Below are 18,115 nucleotides of genomic sequence, written 5' to 3'. Positions count from 1 at the left end.
CGGCTCCGCTCATGAATGCTACAATCAGACAGTCATCAATTCAGCGACCAGTTCAAGTATTAAACGACTCATTTTTTCAGAGAAATCTCATCCATGAATGTTATTGGCGTTATTCCTGCTCGATTACAATCGACCCGCCTGCCGAACAAATTATTGCTCAAAGAAACGGGGCAATGTTTACTGGAACATACCTGGCGAGCAGCTCAAAAAGCGAAACGGCTCGAACGAATTGTGGTTGCGACAGACAGCACCGAAATTGCAGAAGAATGCCAGAAATTTGGAGCCGAAGTCTGTATGACAGGCGAGTGTGCCAATGGGACCGAACGGGCAGCGGTCGCATTGGAGTCGCTTGCGGAAACTCCGGAAATTGTGGTCAATATTCAGGGAGATGAGCCCGAAATCGATGCCGATCATATTGATCGTGTCATCGCCGCGTTGGAGAAGCGAACCGACTGCGAAATGGCGACACTTGCCAATCCGATTCTGTCTGCGGAGCAAGTTCGTGATCCCTCCTGCGTTAAAGTTGTTTGTGCGACTGATGGCCGGGCTTTGTATTTTAGCAGGGCCAGTATTCCTTTCTCGCGGGATCGAGCCTGTGAAGAGTGGTTTGTGGATGAGCCAACGCCTTATCAGTCCAGTCCGTGGTTGCAACATATTGGACTTTACGCATATCGAACGGCTTTTCTACAAGCGTTTGTGAAAATGCCAGCTTCGATATTGGAAACGACCGAGCAACTCGAACAGCTTCGGGCGCTGCAAGCCGGTGCCCACATTCATGTTACGGTGGTTGCTTCTTCATCAAGCGGAATTGATACTCCTGAAGATTATGCAGCATTTGTGAAGCGGCATCAAAGCTCGCACTGAGTTTAAAAAACCTTTGACTGCCGCTGGTTTGCGTGACTCAAAAAACTTACACTGTGATGCCAGACCCTTTCAGGGTTTAGTTTTGGTAGTCTGATAACTGTAACGCACTCCGTTGTCGTGCTTTGCAACTGTTTGCTCCTCAAAAATGAATAGTGACACTCCAGAGAGTGATCGCGCTAATTGATATTAATCGTAGGACAGGCTGAAAGCACGCTCTACGGTTTCAAAATTAATACTTTCGAATTTTCCCACCTCGCCCCTGAGTAGTATGCAATGACCAAACATATTTTTGTCACCGGAGGAGTCGTCAGTTCTCTCGGTAAAGGACTGACCTCGGCTTCGCTGGGCCTGTTGCTGGAACGCCGCGGGCTAAATGTTCGCATGCAAAAGCTCGATCCGTATTTGAATGTCGACCCCGGCACGATGAGCCCGTATCAGCATGGCGAAGTTTATGTGCTCAATGATGGTTCCGAAACAGATCTCGACCTGGGACATTACGAACGCTTCACGAACAGTCCACTCTCGCGAAAGTCGAATTTCACAACTGGGCAGATTTATCGATCGGTCATCGATAAGGAACGTCGGGGAGAATATCTCGGCGCGACTGTTCAAGTCATTCCCCATGTGACTGATGAAATCAAGGAAGCGATTTATTCACTGGATGGTCCCGATATCGATATCGTGATTACAGAACTCGGCGGAACCGTTGGTGACATTGAAGGTTTGCCGTATCTGGAAGCGATTCGCCAAGTGCCGTTGGAAGTGGGACGCGACAATTGTCTGTTTATTCATTTGACACTTGTCCCATATTTGAAGGCTGCTCGTGAACTGAAAACGAAACCGACTCAGTATAGTGTCGGTCAGTTGCGTCAAATCGGGATTCAGCCTGATATTCTGGTCATCCGCACGGAACGACCACTCGGCCGTGACAATGCGGAAAAGATTGCACTGTTTTGTAATGTGGAAAAGCAAGCCGTTATTGAAGAAATCGATAAGACACTCTCGATTTATGAAGTGCCTCTCGGCCTGGCAGAAAACAAAATCGATAAACTGATCAGCGATAAACTGCATATTCAACCAGGTCCTCTCGAAATGGATGACTGGAAGAATCTGATGCATACGATTCGCAACCCGGAACACGAAGTGACGATTGCAGTGGCTGGCAAATACATTGAACACCGTGATGCTTACAAATCGATCTATGAATCGCTCGATCATGCGGGCTTTGCCACAAAAACTCGCATTATTATTAAACGAGTTTCCGCCGATGAACTCGAAGAAGAGGATCCCGAACTGCTGCTGCGGGGAGTCGACGGCATTCTGATTCCCGGCGGCTTCGGGATGCGAGGAGTCGAGGGAAAAATTCGAGCGGTGAAATATGCCCGTGAGAAGCAGATTCCTTATTTCGGAATCTGCTTGGGAATGCAGTGTGCGGTTATCGAATATTCCCGAAATGTGCTCGGTTTGAGTGATGCGAACAGTACCGAGTTTGAAGGCCAAACCGGGAATCCAGTGATTTGTCTGCTCGAAGAACAGAAAAAAATCACCTATAAAGGTGGGACGATGCGGTTAGGGGCCCAGCCTTGTCGGCTGGTTGAAGAGAGTCTTTCACGTCAATTATACGGCCAGGAAGACGTTCAGGAGCGACATCGGCATCGTTACGAATTCAATCCTGAGTATCGTGAACGACTCGAAGAAGCGGGGATGCGAGTTGCCGGAACATCTCCTGAAGGGACTCTGGTCGAAATTGTCGAAGTCGAAAATCATCCTTGGTTTGTCGCGGTTCAGTTCCATCCAGAATTTCAGTCAAAACCATTGTCACCACATCCGTTATTCCTGGGCTTTGTGAATGCGGCATTAACCCGGCATCAGAATCAGGTAAGTGTGCCTGTTTAATTGAAGACATGAAATAAAATTACGGGTGGCGGGGGCGTTCTCGAAGAGAAGCCCCGAATCGTAAAACTTCCGGGAACATCCGCTAACACGGAGCGCCCCCGCCACCCTTATTCTCATACAATGAGTCGTAATTTTGGAGGAACTTTTGGATCGGGACGAACTGGCGACACGGTATCTGGACGAACTTCCTTACGAACCTTATCCGGTTCAGGAGGAAGCGTTACTCACGTGGTTTACTGCTGACGAAGGAGTGCTCGTTTGTGCTCCGACCGGCACCGGAAAAACCCTGATTGCCGAAGCCGCATTGTTTGAAGCGTTGCATACCAATAAAGTCGCCTATTACACAACTCCGCTGATTGCCCTTACCGAACAGAAGTTTCAGGAGTTGCAGGATGCAGCGGTCCGCTGGGGATTTTCGGCTGATGATGTCGGACTAGTGACCGGCAATCGCAAAGTGAATCCGGATGCTAGAATTCTGGTTGTCGTGGCCGAAATTCTACTCAATCGATTGCTCGATTCCGAACATCAATATTTCGATGAGACATTCGCTGTCGTGATGGACGAGTTTCACAGTTTTAACGATCCGGAACGGGGAGCTGTCTGGGAGTTGACTCTGGGGTTGTTGCCGAAACATATCCGGCTGATGCTGCTTTCTGCGACGGTGGGAAATGCGATTGAGTTTCTGGGTTGGCTGCGGACTCAGCACAAGCGGAATCTGCGGCTGGTGCAATCGGAAGATCGACGAATTCCGCTGAACTTTCGCTGGGTGCCGGATCAACTGCTCGATGAGCAACTCGAAATCATGGCGGCTGGTGATGATGAATCCAATTATGTTCCTGCTCTTGTCTTCTGCTTCAATCGCTCGCAGTGCTGGACGATTGCCGAGCAACTCAAAGGGAAGCGGCTCGTCACGAAAGAGCGTCAGAAAGAACTGGCCGGTCGACTGGAACAATACGACTGGTCTCAAGGAGCCGGTCCGAAATTAAAACCGATTCTGCTGCGAGGCGTCGGTGTGCATCATGCGGGAATTCTGCCGAAGTATCGGCGGATCGTCGAAGAACTGTTTCAGGAAAAACTTCTTTCCGTCTGCATGTGTACGGAAACTCTGGCTGCCGGGATTAATCTGCCCGCTCGATCAGTTCTGTTGACATCGTTAATCAAAGGCCCGCCGGGCAAAATGAAGTTGATCGATGCCAGTGGTGCTCATCAAATGTTTGGCCGGGCAGGGCGGCCGCAGTACGATCACGAAGGATTTGTGTTTGCATTGCCTGATGAAGACGATGTCAAAATCCTCCGCTGGAAAGAGCGTTACGATCAAATCCCCGAAGACTGCAAAGATCCGATGCTGATTAAAGCCAAGAAGCGGATGAAAAAGAAGATGCCGACGCGGAACAGCAAGCGGCAATACTGGAATGAGGATCAATTCGAAAAACTGCGTCAGGCTCCCCCCGCTAACCTTTCGAGCAAAGGGCACCTCCCCTGGAGAATGCTGGCGTGGTTGATCAAATCCTCTGACGATGTGATGCGTTTACGGCAGTTTGTTTCGCGACGGATGCTGGCTGGTAAAGAACGCGAACAGGCCGAGAAACATTTGTTTCAGATGCTGAAAACGATGTGGGCAGGCGGTTTCGTCAAACTCGATCCAGAACCTCCCGTGCCGAAGTCGGTCAATCAATCCGCAGACGACAAGGAAGAAGACAAACCGGAAGAGGATACGACAGAATCGATTGGCTCATTTGGAAAACTGCTACAGGCTGCCATTACCGATGAACCCTCAAAAAAGCCGAAGCCGAAATCGAAGTCCACTTCAGTAGATGTGCCTCGCGAAATTGAATGGATCCCAAAGAAAGTCACACCGACTGATAAGCTCGATGACTTCTTAAGGTTCCGCAGTATCAATCCGGTCTTCGGTTCCTATCTCGTGAAGATCATGGGTAAAGCGGATGAATTCGAACAGATTCAGCTTCTCGAAAGTGTGTTGGAAGTTCCCGGTTCGGTCGCCCGCGATGTGCGTCTGCCACTCGATTTTCTGGTCTCTGGAGAACTGGCGAAATCCTTTGTCGATTTTGAATTGATTGAACGGGGTATCCTTCCGAGTCATCGTATCTGGCCAGAACTCCCCGGCGATCCTTACGATATTTTCTATGAGGATTATCCTCCGCCGATTGCCGATAAAGTTCGGATGTTGTTTCAATCGGAATTTCCGGGAGTCCACGGATTGCGAACAACTCCTGTCTGGATCGTCGGCGACTTACTCAAGTTTGACGGCAATTTTCAGAATTATGTAACAAGTCGAGACTTGACGAAGCAGGAAGGGATTGTGTTTCGACATCTGCTGCGGTTTTGTCTGCTCGTTCAGGAATTTCTGGATGTCTGTCCCGAAGGAATTGAGCCTGAAGTTTGGCAAAGTCGTCTAACGCTCTGGCTGGAAACGGTGACTAAAGCATGCCGGGAAGTCGATCCCGTGACGACCGACAAGATGCTGGAAGTGGGGGATTGATCGATGAGTTCCGACCGATCCGCCTGGGACCTTCCAGAAATTGCCGCGTATCAATCAGGGCGGGGAATTATTCGCATTCCCTGTGAACAGGATGTGCCGTTCACTTCGCGCGTTCGTGAACTGGTCGACACGCCTGAGTTTCAGCGACTCCAGCACATTAGTCAACTTGGGTTGGTCGTTCGCGTTTATCCAGGTGCAACGCACACTCGATTTGAACATGCACTGGGCGTCTATCACAATGCGGTTCGATATTTGGCACATTTGAGTCGCAACGAGCGATTTACCTCTCTGTGCACTCAGAAAGATGCCGAGTTACTGCTCGTGGCTGCTCTCTTGCACGATCTTGGTCACTGGCCTTTTTGCCATCCGATCGAAGATATGGCTCTGGACAGTATCCCCGATCATGAAGAGTTTGCTCATCAATTTCTGATGGGGGAGACAGAACTGAATCGTGTTTTAAAATCAGAATGGCAAATCGATCCTGCTGATGTGCTCGACATTCTGGTGCCACGACGAAAATCATCGACCCGGAGTTTGTTACGCTCGATTCTTTCCGGGCCAATTGATATCGACAAAATGGATTATCTCGATCGAGACAGCCTGCATGCAGGAGTTCCCTACGGCCGGAATTTTGATCGCAATCGATTGATCACTTCCTTAACGGTTAATGAAGCGGGTGATGGACTGGCGATTACTTCGAAAGGGAAAACCGCAGCCGAGTTGATGGTATTTGCCCGATATGTCATGTTCAGCGAAGTTTACTGGCATCACGCTGTTCGAAGTGCGACATCGATGTTTGCCCGCAGTTTTTACGAACTACGCGATCGACTCGACCTGCAGGCTTTTTTCAGGCAGCGAGAATCGGAATCGATTGCCGATATGCGGGAAGCAGCCAAAGGAAGCAATTGTGAGTCGCTAGTGGAAGGCCTTCTTGGTTCGAAAAGGGCTCTTTTTAAGAGAGTCGTTGAATACTCTGCGGTCGATGATCCAGAAATTTATGAGCGGCTCGCTCATCGACCCTTTGAAGATTTGATCCCGATCACTCAGAAATTACAGCAGATTCTTCAACAGGAATTTCATGTCTCAACAAACCCACATCAAATTCTTATCGATGCTCCTCCGCCCAAACGGGAAGTGCAATTCAAGATTGATGTGCTTTACACGAAGGATCAGAAATTCCGTTCTTTGACATCGGTTTCGCCGGTCGTGGAAGCCTTGGCTCACCGTCAGTTTGACGACTATGTGAAAAAGGTTCGGCTGTTTGTTGCCCCCGAACTGGTCGATCAATTGAATGAGGAAATTATTGAGCAGGCGATTAGTCGATTGTCATTTTGAGCCTTATACTGATAGGGTGGCCCCGAAAGATTCTTTCAGTGCGGCACAGCCGTAAGAGGCAGCTATATTTACTCAGCGATTGACTTGAAGACCTCTTATGGACTTCGTCCACCCAGATAGCGGAGCTATCCGGGCCACCCTGAAATCTAATCACTCAACACTTCCAGCAGTTTCTGGATATCTTCAGAGGAATTGTAGGCATGCGGGCTGACACGGAAGTGGTCGTTTCTGGTGTTGAAGTAAACGCCTTTTTCACTGGCGGCTAGCTTGACCGATAGCGGATCTTTTCCGGGTAAATCAAAGGAGATGATTCCTGACCAGTGATTGTCTTCTCGATGGGAATGAATAATTGCTCCAATTGATTGAAGAGAAGAGACAACATCATCGGTGACTTCCTTCAATTGCTGGCTGATTTTCTCAATGCCAACATCCTGAAATATCTGCAGGCTGGCACCGAAGCCGGCCAGTCCGACCATGTTGTAGGTCCCCGCTTCGTAGCGACCTGCTGTCTTTCGTAGATCCATGCACTCATGTCCGAATTCGCCGGCAGTAGCCACGCTGTTCCAGCCAACATTGATGGGGCGGAGCAAATCCAAATGTTCGCGTTTCAAATAAAAGATTCCTGCCCCTTCAGGGCCGAGCAGCCATTTGTGTCCGTCAGCCGAGAGAAAATCGACCGGGGTTGCTTTCACGTCCAGAGGGAACATACCGAGCCCCTGAATGGCATCGACCATCATTAATGCGCCAGCCTGATGCGTCACTTCTGTCAGCCGATTCAAATCGACTCGATAGCCGTGGGAAAACCCCACCCAACTGCAGGAAACGATTCGCGTTCGAGAATCGCAGGCGTTGCCGAGCCGTTCGATATCTAAGGAATTCTCTGGCATCGCAACTTTTCGCAGTTCCACTCCCTTAGATTCGAGCATCATCCAAGGATACAGATTTGAGGGAAACTCACCCACCGGAATGACCACATTATCGCCCGGCTGCCAGGGAAATCCTTCCGCAACAAAGTTAATGCCTTCGGTTGTGCTGTGTGTGAGAGCAATTTCTTCGCGATCGGCATTGATCAGGCTGGCGGCAATTCGTCTTGTCTTTTCGACTTCCGTTCGCCATTGCGGCCAGCGGGCATCGCCACGGCCAGAGATGTCACTGGCCCAGCGGAGAATCGCCTCATATGCAGCAGCGGTCAGTGGAGCCACGGCTGCATTATCAAAATAGGCCACGCCCGCATCGAGTCGCATAGCTTCTCTAAGAGAACTTGTCATGGGTTTGAATTCAAATGAGAGTCGTCGTTGCTATAAAGTCGCTGCAATTTCATTGCATTCTTGCAGGTGAGCATGGACATAATCGAGGAAGTCGTTTTCCTGATTCTTTTTCGATAATTCCAGGACCCGCTCCAAATCGAGAGGTTCACCAAAATAGACACGAACTTTAGCAGGGCGAATGAAAATGGCTCCTCGCGGCATCGCTCGATTTGCTCCGACTATTCCGACAGGAACAATCGGTACACCAGCTCGTCTGGCTAGTGCGATGAATCCGGGTTTTAAAGTTCCAATCTCACCGTCAGTGGAACGTGTTCCTTCAGGAAAAACCGCAACGAGAAAGCCCTGTTTCATGCGTTTAATTGAAAGTCGAAAGCTTTCAATTCCTCCCGCTTCCCGATTGATCGGCATCACAAAGCAATTTTTGAGAATCCAGCCGACAATTGGCACATGAAACAGATTCTCCCGTGCCAGAAAACTGACAGGACGAGACAGGGGAAGTCCCACTAATACAGGGTCGAGATAGCTTTGATGACTGATCAACAAGAGGGCCCCGGTATCACTTGGAATATGTTCCATCCCTTTTGCGCGATAGCGAAACCAAAGGACACACAGAAGCTGTAAAGGGATTTGCATGGAACGCCAAAGGAAATTCCTGCGAAAACCGATCTGCTGATCGGGCTTCTTCTCTATCTTTTCATCTGTCAAATCAGACTGATCAAGTTGAGAGATGTCGTGGGCCATGGTATTGAATTATGTCGTTCAGATTTCAAATTTCGGGGGGATTATGTGGGATGACAAACTCATGTCTATCGCATCGATGCTTCACTGACAAGGCATTTCAGGATGCGATTCTTCAAGCAACTCGACAATGAAATCCCTATTTACACAAAATTTATCAATTCAAAAATAATGATAGACAAAATTCAAGACTGCAGGAGTCTCTTGATTTTGTAGTACCAACCCTTTCATACTGAACCTATGTCTTGGAGACGCCGTTTCAATTAACTTTGCAAAAATGTGCTCACTTGAACCAGTCACCATCCGAAGAATTTGAATTGCAATTGAGGGATTACGCCAGGCAGCTCTCTGGTGGGGATCTTAACGCGCTGGGTTCTATTTACGACCATGCGGGGACTCGTCTTCTGCGGTATGCTCTTTTTCTCGTCAAAGATCGTACCGAAGCCGATGATATCGTGCAGGCGACCATGTTGAAATTGGCCAGGAATCCGAAAAAGCTGGTGCGATCCAAGCATCCGGTGGCTTACCTGTTTCGCATCCTGCGGAATGAAGCTTACACCATATTGTATCGTCGAAAACCGTTTGAGCATTGCGATGTTTTACCATTAATCCCGGCTCGTACCTCTTTACAAAGTGATACCTGGGAAATTACGGAAGCCGTTCATGAAGCTCTTGCGGAATTACCTGCAATACAAGCCGAAGTGATTACTTTGCATCTCTGGGAGAATTTGACATTTCGTGAAGTTTCCGAAATCACTAATGAGTCCATCAATACCGTAGCCAGTAGATATCGATATGGAATTGAGAAGTTATCGAAAACCTTGAGAGCGTTTGATGAATCGGGTCGACCAGCCTGGGAAGATGTTGCCATGAAATTACAAGTGCAAAGATAAATGATTGGATTTCCCGGAACGCCCTTGGAAGTGAACTTAAAATAGAACCGAAAATTAACATGTCCCATTCCTGTCAAACCATTGAAGAGCTTGTCGTCCTTTCTTCGCCGACCGTGAAGGCGGGGGATGGTCTGCGCCTTCAGTTGATGCGGCAGGCACGCAAGGAAGCCTGGCAGCGGACTGCGCGACGGCAGCTTACTGTAATCGCTACTCTGTTTATTGTGCTGTTTGTCGTTGCAGAGTCTCAACTACATTCTGTTTCACGAACAGCGGCTGTGGTCATGCAGCCTCTGGTGATCCCCCCATCACAAAGCAAACTTTGCAAACTGGATGTTTCTCCCGAGTCGATTGGAGAGTGGGGGCATGTTGAGGCCGTTCTGGCTTATCGCTCTCACGTTTCATCTTCAATACGTTTGTAATCGCAGATCTTACTCACATCACATTCAGCACTCGCGAATAGTTTTGTGTATCCCATCTGATTCTGCATCGTTCTTATTAATCGGGTTTTCAACACTGGCGATTTTATGTCTGCAGTTCCAGTCGATCTTGGTGAATGGTTCTTACAACACGCTGGGGATTCCTCATCCCTTAAAGCAGATCAGGTGCCTCGTCTGGTCGATCACATACTTTCCGGAGCCCGCAGTTGTGGTGCTAGTGATATTCACCTGCGACCGACAGGAGATGGCCTGGAAATGCGATGGAGAATTGATGGCGTGATTCAAACCGTCACGAGTTTTCCACAACTTTTTGCTGCGAACATCATCGCTCGCCTCAAAGTGCTGGCCAACTTATTAACGTATCGAGTAGATGTCCCGCAGGAAGGTCGATTGCAATCTTCTATTGCCGGAGAAGAGACACGCATCAGCGTTTTTCCCACTCAGTTTGGTGAAAAAGTTGTTATCAGGTTATTTGCAGATTCCGGTCGCCTTGAGTTGATCAATGATCTCGATTTACCAGAGGATATCGTAGGCAAGTTTAATCACTTACTTGAGCAGACAAGTGGTGTCATTGTCTTAACTGGTCCGGCAGGCAGTGGGAAAACAACAACGATTTATGCCGCGATGCGAGAAATGTTACACAAATCAGCCGGGGAGCGGAGTCTCGTTTCTTTAGAGGATCCTGTTGAAGTGGTGGTTCCTCATGTGGATCAGACTTCTGCAAACCCTAAAGCTGGTATGGATATGATGACAGGCTTACGATCATTAGTCAGGCAGGACCCGGATGTCATCATGGTCGGCGAAATACGAGACCGTGAAACAGCAGAGACGGTCTTTCAAGCCTCATTGATTGGAAATCTCATCCTCACAACATTTCATGCCGGTTCCTGCACACGAGCGCTCAGCAGACTGAGTGATATGGGCATAGAACCTTATTTATTAAGAAGTGGATTGCTGGCCGTTTTCAGCCAACGTCTGCTGCGGGCTCTTTGTCGTTGTAAAAAGATTTCTACCGACGCGTCTGAATTATTATCCGGTCAGTTTGAATCGGTCGCTTTACCTGTCGGTTGCGATGTTTGTCGAGGGACGGGATATCTGGGACGAAAAGTTCTGTCTGAATATCTCGATCCCGACTGGCCTGAGATATCCGAAGCGATCTTAAAACGGCAGGATGTGAAAACTTTGAATGAACTGGCCGCTGAATCCGGTATGATCAGTTTGCGAGATCGTGCCAGGACTTTAGTAGACGAGCATATCGTCAGTCCACAGGAGATGATTCGCGTATTAGGAGCCAGTTAATTCAATTGTTCAAAAATTTCAAATTCGTAGGTCAGGCACTGCCTGACTAAGTTCAGCATTCATTATTAATCACGTCAGGCAGTGCCTGACCTACGACAACATTAATTTAAAGTCATTGCCATGTTTCCTTTCAAGTCTCAGTTTTCGCTCGAAGAACTCCATGAGTTCAACGATCTGCTAACTGGGATTGTGCGTGGTGAAGCAGGTTTGGTCGAAGGATTACAGGCAGCTGTAGAAGGGACACACCCCCGGCTGAGCCGAACATTGCAGAAACTAGTGCGGGATCTCGAACTGGGTTCTTCTCTTTCTGAATCGATTGCTCATCAAAGTGATGTCTTTCCGGAACAGTATCGTGAAGTCATCGCTGCGGGAGAGCAGGGGGGAGATATTCTTGGCACCATTCTGGAAACCTATGGGAATTATATCCAGCAATTGTTCACACTCCGGCAGCGACTCGGGCGGGCGATGATGTATCCGCTGCTCGTCATGTTCACTGCCTACATGCTGTTTCTGTTTGTAGGCAGGATGACCGTGCGAGGATATCTCGCATTCGACGAAGCCAGTCGCCTTCAACCGAATCAAATCGTGCAGTTTATGGATTCCATTTATGCCACTGCCTGGATCTGGGGTTGGATTCCTCCTCTGATTTTATTCGCTGCCTGGTTCAGCTGGCTGCGAAGTAACGATGGGCGAAGTTTGAATCTTTCTGGTGGTGCTTCGCTGATGCGATTGGTACCGGGGGTCACCAATATTCTTCGGCTGCATCGGCTGGCGAATTTCACGGAAATGATGTCAATGATGATTTCCCGTCACGTGCCCTATGGAGAAGCATTACGGATTTCCGCAGCCGCGACGGGAGATGCGAGTTTGATTGGAATGAGTCAGGCTCCAACAGATCAACATTTGCAGGAAGCCGTTTTACCACCATTTCTGGCTTGGCTGATTCAGTCCGGTCAAGGGCAGTCGGATGTGAGCCGCCCTTTGTATCATGCGGGGCAGTTGTATCGCAGAAAAGCGGAACTGCTGACGGAATGGCTCAAACTCCTTGCACCGTTGGTGTTCCTGTTTTTGGTGGGTGGCGGTGCAACATTGATGTACGTGCTGACCGTCTTCCTGCCATTCGTCAATTTACTGGATCAACTTTCATGACTTAATAATTCATCGGGGTGGCTGGGGTCGCAGCGAAGCGAAGCCTCCAGACAATTCGATCTCGTAATGATCATTACTCAATTACGTCAGGCACTGCCTGGCCTACACCTTTATCCAAAATTCAGCCTTAACTCAAAACCGTCATGCCAGATTTTCACTACATTGCGATCGACCAGACGGGGAACCGTCAGACGGGGACGCTGCAGGCGGATTCTGTCGAAGCTGCTCAACGGGAGTTGAAAAATGGGCGAGGCTGGACTTTACTTGAGATCAAAGAGCAGAAACAGAACTCGACAGACGATAAGATGTCTCGCGGAGCCAGTGAAGATCTGGCAGCTCAACTGGCCGAGTTAACGGCCAGTCAATTGCCGCTGGAACAAGGCCTACGAAAGTTAGCGGATGAACTGGCCGTCTTTTCGACCTGGGGCCGGAAACGTCAACGAGAGCAACTTCAGCGACTGGCCGGGCGACTCGAAGCCGGACAATCGCTCGACGATGCCCTCCATGTTCAAGGAGCCCCGGCTGATTTGATCGCCGCGATTCGAGCCGGTCTGGTAACCGGGAAAACCGGCCAGGCGATGAGTCAGTATGTGACTTATGTTAAAGATTTATCAACACTTCGAAGTCGCGTTTCAATCAGCTTTATCTACCCGGCTTTTCTGTTTTCCCTTGCGATGACAATATTTTTTGGTTTGTTGATTTACCTCGGGCCAATAATTCTTAATTTTTCTGACATGTTCTATGGCTTCGGGATGCAACTGCCTTTGATAACGTCTTCGTTATTGGAAACGACCAAGTTTATATTTGATTTCGGAGCCATAATATTTATCACGGGATTGATAGGAGTTGTTCTTTTCTGTGTGCTTTGTTTCGTATTACCGAGACAAACTGTCCGCAGGATGCAACTTTCCATTCCGATTTTCGGTAGTATTCTGCAATCCATTTCCATGTCACGTTTTACCCATGCATTGGGCTTTCTGACCGACAATGATGTGCCATTAGCCGAAGCGTTGAGGCTGGCCGGTCAAAGTGCTGATGATTCGGTCGTTGCAGAAGCTTCACAACACTGGGCGGCTCGACTGGAAGCCGGTGAGTCACTAAGAGATGCTGCTGATCGAATTCGTGGAATTCCTGCAGATTTAATTGAATCGCTGCACTGGAATTCAGATCGAGAACTATTGAGCCGTGCCTTGCATGCCCTTGGCGAAATGTATGAAAGCAGGGCTCGACTTCAGGCCGTCACCATAACGGCTTTTACAGAACCGGTCATCGTCATCTTTGTTGGTATTCTGTTTATGTGGATTGTGATTGCACTGTTCTACCCCCTTATTCATTTAATGAATACTTTATCGTAACTGTCACTGGCAACAGCCGGGCGAATTATTATGTTCCAATTTCTCATCTTCGTAATCTCCCTGATCTTGTTGATCGCAATGATTGGCATGGGATCTCCGATCGGCATATTTTCGTCACTGCTGATCTGCCTGGTCATCATCACTTTTGCAATGATTAGTTTCGCCTCTTGGAAAAACCGAGGCATTTCAACGCTCTGGTTGATCGCCACTTCCATCAAAAACAACCTGCCCCTGCCCGAGCTGATCGATGCTCAGGCAACTGAGTTTCGCGGTAGCCGTGGGCGAAAGTTGCTGGAACTTGCAGATCAACTACGGGAAGGTGTCGCGTTGCCTATCGCGATAGATCAGTATCGTTCCTTAGTTCCTTCTCAGGGACAGTTGGCGATACGAGTTGGGGGAGAAACGGGAACGCTCGGAGAAAGCCTGGATGTGACTGCTCGATACCTGGATCGATCTCGCGACCCGGATCGTTATTCATATTATTATCTCATCTTTTATTTGATCTTTGTCCTGCTGGCAATTTTAGCAATCACCAGTTTTTTGCTTTACTTTATCATTCCGAAGTACAAAGAGATTTTTCAAGGATTCGGCACTCAACTTCCTAATATTACTTTACTGGTAATTTCGTTGGGAGATTGGGGAGCGACCAACTTTTTTCTGCTTTTCCTCACAGTCATATTCTGCAGTTTGGTTTTTATAGCCGCCTGCTTCAGACGTTTTCGAGGCTCGACGGTGAACCGCTCGAAAACATGGATAGACAGCCTGATTACCTTCCCTCGTGTTTTCTACCAGCCATTTACGATTGTTGCTGATTTTATCCTCAGCTTTTTTCCGAAGCGGGTCACGCCGGAAATTCTGCGTCTCCTCTCGGTTTCCGCAGAAGCAGGTAAGCCATTGATCGCTACAGTGGACTCTCTTTCCAGACACTTTCCGTTTCCCGATATCCGCAAACGAATGAGTAGAGTTCGGCTGAGCGTTGAACAGGGGACTGAGTTCTGGCAGGCGATGTCACAGCAACGAATTGTGACAGCACACCAGGCAGCGATTTTGCGAGCTGGGGAACGGAGTAATCAACTCGGTTTCCTGCTCAGAGAAACCAGTAATTCCATGGAAGCGACCCGTCTGCATCACCGGTTTAATTTCTGGGAAATTGCACGATGTGTTCTTTTAGTTGCAATGACTTTTCTGGTCGCCCTGATCGCGATCGGTATGTTTTATCCGCTCATTAGCCTAATTCACGATCTTTCGTAGTCGCCATGTTAAAAATTAATTACAAACCGAAACTCGTGCGATCAATTGCAACTCGAATGCTTTCCAAACGAAAAGCCTTAGGAGTAGTCGAAATGATCGTCTCGTTGATTCTGATCGGCACGTTAATGGCTACAACGATTCCATTGATCGGATTACTCAATGCTCAACAGACTCAGTCCAATCGTCAAATGATCGAGCAGCAGATCGCGTTAAACCTAGTGGAGGTTTTACAGGCCGTGACACCTGATCAAATTCAAACTCAGGAACAGTTGGATGAACTTGCCATGTCTGTCAATTCAAACAGCCTACGTCAAATTGAGATCAAAGCGGCAGAACCTGATGATATGAATCGCATTCGATTTGACATTTCGATTATTGAAGCTGGAAACGATCAATCAAAACCGATGCGGCTCTCAACCTGGCGGACTTTGAGTGGAGGAAGCAATGAATAAGAGCCTCGACTCCACAAAAGTTCCGACTCCCTTTCAGAGGGTTCATAAAAGCAGGGCTTTCACTTTGATCGAGATGGTGACAGTGATGGCCTTAGCCGGAACAGTGACATCGATTGCCGCTGGGATTATGTTTCTGAGCTTTCAAGTAGACGGCAATTTCCGGCAGCAACAGAAAGAACAACAAGTCGTTGAAACCTACGCGGAATTATTTCGCGAAACCGTACATAAGCATCGTTTTACCCAGTTTCAAGTTGTCGGTAATAAACTTTTGATTTCGTCTGGGGAGGGAGCCGAGCCGCTGGAAGAATTTCAGTTCAATCCAGGTAGAATTGATTATTCCCTGAGGACTCAAGAAGAAAGTGGCAGGCGATTTGAAAGTTTTCGATTGTCGCCGGATTGGAACGTGAGTTGGAGCCGGGATCCTGAAAACAAACTCATTTTGACTCGTTTTGAAAAGAAATCGTCAGAGAAACCGAGTAAAACAAACTCGGCTCAACCACAACACCATTCTTTTGAAATTCTGGCTTCCACAGAACGCTGGCAACCTTTGCAGTCGAAATCAATTGCTGAACCGGCAGGATCTTCAACGGAGGAAACGCCATGAAACAACGTCCTGATAGTCGTCGTGGAGCAATTCTGGTGATTGTTCTGGCTTGTATTGTGTTAACGGCTGGTGTGATCGGTAATCTTGTGAGACAAACCGTCCTGACTCATCAGCAGTCCAAACTCGAATTTGCTCACTCACAACTTAACGTATTGGCCGATGATGCCTTGGCTTATGCCATCCAGAAACATACACAATCGGGAACTGTCCCCAAAGAAACGTGGACAATTTCTCGTGAGAAGTGGAACTTGAATTATGAAGGTCGCTTAGAAATATCAGGGATTGAGAAAGCGGTTGCTGAGAATTCTGCTCCTCAAACATCCATCCAAATCCAGGCTCGACTCTTCGAGGGTGAAGAGGTAATTCAGCAATTGACAAGATCTTATCCATTAACGACCCCTTAGTGTGTTTCGTCATTTTTGATTCCAGGGTTGATAAACTTGTAACGAGCGACAACGGAGCGGTACATGGAAACAAACATTTTAAATCCAAGCCCTGATAGGGCCAAGAACGGAGAAAATAACTGATGAAAACGCATAAAGAATTATTCCTCAATCGAGACCGGTTCGCTTTTACGTTGGTCGAGCTATTGGTTGTCATCGCAATCATTGCCATTCTTGTGGCACTGCTGCTCCCGGCCGTGCAGCAGGCAAGGGAAGCGGCTCGTCGATCGTCATGCAAAAATAATCTGATGCAGATGGGCATTGCAATTTCGAATTACGAACATCTCTGGGAAACCTTGCCAATCGGAACAACAAATCCAACCGGCCCGATCGAGAATACTCGAACCGGTTCCGACGTTGGCTGGATGGTTCGTTTTCTCCCGCAGATGGATGACAACAATGCGTTCGACAAATTCGATTTCAAGGCCGGGGCTTACGATGCAGCGAATTATCAAATCGCTGAATATCAGCCGCAATGGATACATTGTCCCTCCTCGGCACTACCACAGTTTGTTTCAGTTCCAGCCAACATCAATCCGATGGAAAACGAAGATGGTTCTGAACAGGTAATGTCAGGATTTGAAGGAAACGGCGAATCCGTGGAGATTGCTGTCACCAATTACGCCGGTGTACACAGTGGATCAAATGTCGCAATCGATCAGGACAATGACGGTGTATTCATCCTAAATCAGGCGATTGCTCCGCGAGACATTCGCGACGGCATGTCACACACACTAATGGTCGGTGAGAAAATTTTCGGTGGACTAAAACTAGGGTGGATCTCCGGGTCTCGAGCGACTCTCAGAAATACAGGGATTCCGATTAATCAAAATAATGATGAATTCAGAAATTCAGGGGGATATCGCCAGCGAGATGAATGGGAACCAGCGGATCCATTAGAAACAGGCGGATTTGAAAGCGAACATGCTGGTGGAGCTCAATTCGTCCTTTGCGATTCTTCCGTGCGATTTCTCTCAGAAAATATTGATATCGAAGTTTACAGCAACCTGGGTAATCGTGAAGATGGAGAGTTGTTGAGAGACTTTTAATCCACTCCTTCTTAGCGAACCGTCTACCTGATGAATGATGCTGAACAACTTGCAGTTGAGCTACAGTCTGCAGATATCAAAACACGCCAAAGAGCGGCGGAGCAACTGGCTCGAATGGCAGACGAAGCCGGTCCCGCGTTAATTCCTTTACTCAATGCCGTTGGTGATGCGGACGAGACGGTTAGGGAGTGGTCCGTCGAGGCACTGGAGAATCTGGGAACACCTCCGCAGCAGCAAATTGCAATTCTGATTGATTATCTGAAAAGCACGAAATCAACAGATCCTCAATGGTTTGCTTTGAAGATTCTGAGTCGCTATGGAACTGAGGCATCAGAGCATTTCGACCTGGTGACTCAATTCTTTTCAAGTGACCATCCGCAAAATATACGCATGCAGGCCATCAAAACCGCATGTAAAATAGCCTCCGCAGATCAGCAGCAATACCTCAAAGACAAACTGAAAAAACTGACGGCCGATGAGGATCCTCGCATTCAGCATCTCGCGAATGAAGAACTTATTCGCTGATGATGGATAGATATGCTTCCTACTTGTATCAGTGAGGAATTTACTTAGCGCATAAAA

The 18,115-nt window shown here is 48.1% G+C and carries 17 protein-coding genes; 15 read left to right on the top strand and 2 right to left on the bottom strand.

Going from position 1 to position 18,115, the window contains the following annotated elements; genetic code table 11:
• Nucleotides 1-93: 93 nt before the first annotated feature.
• The 4 genes from kdsB to Pan54_RS09575 all read left to right on the top strand — a co-directional run bounded on the left by kdsB (nucleotide 94) and on the right by Pan54_RS09575 (nucleotide 6,595).
• Nucleotides 94-864 (top strand): 3-deoxy-manno-octulosonate cytidylyltransferase, encoded by a 771-nt coding sequence (gene kdsB / locus Pan54_RS09590; RefSeq protein WP_146503276.1) that lies wholly within the window; start codon nucleotides 94-96, stop codon nucleotides 862-864.
• 273 nt (nucleotides 865-1,137) lie between these two features.
• The gene (locus tag Pan54_RS09585) at nucleotides 1,138-2,760 is read left to right on the top strand and encodes a CTP synthase (RefSeq protein WP_146503275.1); all 1,623 of its coding nucleotides are present in this window, start codon (nucleotides 1,138-1,140) and stop codon (nucleotides 2,758-2,760) included.
• A 145-nt stretch (nucleotides 2,761-2,905) separates the two neighbouring features.
• On the top strand, nucleotides 2,906-5,260 hold the full coding sequence (locus Pan54_RS09580) for a DEAD/DEAH box helicase (RefSeq protein WP_242631271.1): 2,355 nt from the start codon (nucleotides 2,906-2,908) through the stop codon (nucleotides 5,258-5,260).
• Between the two features lie 3 nt (nucleotides 5,261-5,263).
• Nucleotides 5,264-6,595, top strand: a complete 1,332-nt coding sequence (locus tag Pan54_RS09575) for an HD domain-containing protein (RefSeq protein WP_146503273.1) — start codon at nucleotides 5,264-5,266, stop codon at nucleotides 6,593-6,595.
• 146 nt (nucleotides 6,596-6,741) lie between these two features.
• Here Pan54_RS09575 and Pan54_RS09570 read toward each other — a convergent pair whose 3' ends face one another.
• Both Pan54_RS09570 and Pan54_RS09565 read right to left on the bottom strand, forming a co-directional pair.
• The gene (locus Pan54_RS09570) at nucleotides 6,742-7,863 is read right to left on the bottom strand and encodes an aminotransferase class V-fold PLP-dependent enzyme (RefSeq protein WP_146503272.1); all 1,122 of its coding nucleotides are present in this window, start codon (nucleotides 7,861-7,863) and stop codon (nucleotides 6,742-6,744) included.
• Nucleotides 7,864-7,893: 30 nt separating this feature from the next.
• Nucleotides 7,894-8,604, bottom strand: a complete 711-nt coding sequence (locus Pan54_RS09565) for a lysophospholipid acyltransferase family protein (RefSeq protein WP_146503271.1) — start codon at nucleotides 8,602-8,604, stop codon at nucleotides 7,894-7,896.
• A 284-nt stretch (nucleotides 8,605-8,888) separates the two neighbouring features.
• Here Pan54_RS09565 and Pan54_RS09560 point away from each other — a divergent pair, with 284 nt between their 5' ends.
• The 11 genes from Pan54_RS09560 to Pan54_RS09510 all read left to right on the top strand — a co-directional run bounded on the left by Pan54_RS09560 (nucleotide 8,889) and on the right by Pan54_RS09510 (nucleotide 18,058).
• Entirely contained in the window at nucleotides 8,889-9,494 is a 606-nt protein-coding gene (locus tag Pan54_RS09560) for an RNA polymerase sigma factor (protein WP_165441691.1), read from the top strand.
• Nucleotides 9,495-9,553: 59 nt separating this feature from the next.
• A complete protein-coding gene (locus tag Pan54_RS09555; protein ID WP_146503269.1) occupies nucleotides 9,554-9,913 on the top strand; it encodes a hypothetical protein in 360 nt (119 codons plus the stop codon).
• A 105-nt stretch (nucleotides 9,914-10,018) separates the two neighbouring features.
• On the top strand, nucleotides 10,019-11,230 hold the full coding sequence (locus Pan54_RS09550) for a GspE/PulE family protein (protein ID WP_146503268.1): 1,212 nt from the start codon (nucleotides 10,019-10,021) through the stop codon (nucleotides 11,228-11,230).
• Between the two features lie 120 nt (nucleotides 11,231-11,350).
• On the top strand, nucleotides 11,351-12,379 hold the full coding sequence (locus Pan54_RS09545) for a type II secretion system F family protein (protein WP_146503267.1): 1,029 nt from the start codon (nucleotides 11,351-11,353) through the stop codon (nucleotides 12,377-12,379).
• A 143-nt stretch (nucleotides 12,380-12,522) separates the two neighbouring features.
• Entirely contained in the window at nucleotides 12,523-13,734 is a 1,212-nt protein-coding gene (locus Pan54_RS09540) for a type II secretion system F family protein (protein ID WP_146503266.1), read from the top strand.
• 30 nt (nucleotides 13,735-13,764) lie between these two features.
• Nucleotides 13,765-14,985, top strand: coding sequence for a type II secretion system F family protein (locus Pan54_RS09535; protein WP_146503265.1), 1,221 nt, complete (start codon nucleotides 13,765-13,767; stop codon nucleotides 14,983-14,985).
• 5 nt (nucleotides 14,986-14,990) lie between these two features.
• The gene (locus Pan54_RS09530; RefSeq protein ID WP_146503264.1) at nucleotides 14,991-15,437 is read left to right on the top strand and encodes a hypothetical protein; all 447 of its coding nucleotides are present in this window, start codon (nucleotides 14,991-14,993) and stop codon (nucleotides 15,435-15,437) included.
• Nucleotides 15,430-16,041 carry a pilus assembly FimT family protein gene (locus tag Pan54_RS09525; RefSeq protein ID WP_146503263.1) on the top strand — a complete coding sequence of 204 codons (612 nt, stop codon included), beginning with the start codon at nucleotides 15,430-15,432 and terminating at the stop codon, nucleotides 16,039-16,041. Before Pan54_RS09530 ends, Pan54_RS09525 begins: the two co-directional genes overlap by 8 nt.
• Nucleotides 16,038-16,445 (top strand): hypothetical protein, encoded by a 408-nt coding sequence (locus tag Pan54_RS09520; RefSeq protein ID WP_146503262.1) that lies wholly within the window; start codon nucleotides 16,038-16,040, stop codon nucleotides 16,443-16,445. Before Pan54_RS09525 ends, Pan54_RS09520 begins: the two co-directional genes overlap by 4 nt.
• A gap of 122 nt (nucleotides 16,446-16,567) precedes the next feature.
• Nucleotides 16,568-17,533, top strand: a complete 966-nt coding sequence (locus Pan54_RS09515; RefSeq protein WP_146503261.1) for a DUF1559 family PulG-like putative transporter — start codon at nucleotides 16,568-16,570, stop codon at nucleotides 17,531-17,533.
• Nucleotides 17,534-17,563: 30 nt separating this feature from the next.
• Nucleotides 17,564-18,058, top strand: coding sequence for a HEAT repeat domain-containing protein (locus tag Pan54_RS09510; RefSeq protein ID WP_146503260.1), 495 nt, complete (start codon nucleotides 17,564-17,566; stop codon nucleotides 18,056-18,058).
• The last annotated feature ends 57 nt before the right edge of the window (nucleotides 18,059-18,115 follow it).

Origin of the sequence: Rubinisphaera italica, assembly GCF_007859715.1 — a bacterium.
GTDB classification, from domain to species: domain Bacteria; phylum Planctomycetota; class Planctomycetia; order Planctomycetales; family Planctomycetaceae; genus Rubinisphaera; species Rubinisphaera italica.
This window is presented reverse-complemented; position numbering and strand designations above follow the sequence as displayed.

What these genes read in the sequence shown, in the direction of transcription:
- Pan54_RS09575 (WP_146503273.1), top strand. Translation starts at nt 5,264, where the DNA reads ATGAGTTCCGACCGATCCGCCTGGGACCTTCCAGAAATTGCCGCGTAT.
- Pan54_RS09535 (WP_146503265.1), top strand. Translation starts at nt 13,765, where the DNA reads ATGTTCCAATTTCTCATCTTCGTAATCTCCCTGATCTTGTTGATCGCA.
- Pan54_RS09555 (WP_146503269.1), top strand. Translation starts at nt 9,554, where the DNA reads ATGTCCCATTCCTGTCAAACCATTGAAGAGCTTGTCGTCCTTTCTTCG.
- Pan54_RS09570 (WP_146503272.1), bottom strand. Translation starts at nt 7,863, where the DNA reads ATGACAAGTTCTCTTAGAGAAGCTATGCGACTCGATGCGGGCGTGGCC.
- Pan54_RS09565 (WP_146503271.1), bottom strand. Translation starts at nt 8,604, where the DNA reads ATGGCCCACGACATCTCTCAACTTGATCAGTCTGATTTGACAGATGAA.
- kdsB (WP_146503276.1), top strand. Translation starts at nt 94, where the DNA reads ATGAATGTTATTGGCGTTATTCCTGCTCGATTACAATCGACCCGCCTG.
- Pan54_RS09550 (WP_146503268.1), top strand. Translation starts at nt 10,019, where the DNA reads ATGTCTGCAGTTCCAGTCGATCTTGGTGAATGGTTCTTACAACACGCT.
- Pan54_RS09585 (WP_146503275.1), top strand. Translation starts at nt 1,138, where the DNA reads ATGACCAAACATATTTTTGTCACCGGAGGAGTCGTCAGTTCTCTCGGT.
- Pan54_RS09525 (WP_146503263.1), top strand. Translation starts at nt 15,430, where the DNA reads ATGAATAAGAGCCTCGACTCCACAAAAGTTCCGACTCCCTTTCAGAGG.
- Pan54_RS09545 (WP_146503267.1), top strand. Translation starts at nt 11,351, where the DNA reads ATGTTTCCTTTCAAGTCTCAGTTTTCGCTCGAAGAACTCCATGAGTTC.
- Pan54_RS09515 (WP_146503261.1), top strand. Translation starts at nt 16,568, where the DNA reads ATGAAAACGCATAAAGAATTATTCCTCAATCGAGACCGGTTCGCTTTT.
- Pan54_RS09520 (WP_146503262.1), top strand. Translation starts at nt 16,038, where the DNA reads ATGAAACAACGTCCTGATAGTCGTCGTGGAGCAATTCTGGTGATTGTT.
- Pan54_RS09510 (WP_146503260.1), top strand. Translation starts at nt 17,564, where the DNA reads ATGAATGATGCTGAACAACTTGCAGTTGAGCTACAGTCTGCAGATATC.
- Pan54_RS09540 (WP_146503266.1), top strand. Translation starts at nt 12,523, where the DNA reads ATGCCAGATTTTCACTACATTGCGATCGACCAGACGGGGAACCGTCAG.
- Pan54_RS09530 (WP_146503264.1), top strand. Translation starts at nt 14,991, where the DNA reads ATGTTAAAAATTAATTACAAACCGAAACTCGTGCGATCAATTGCAACT.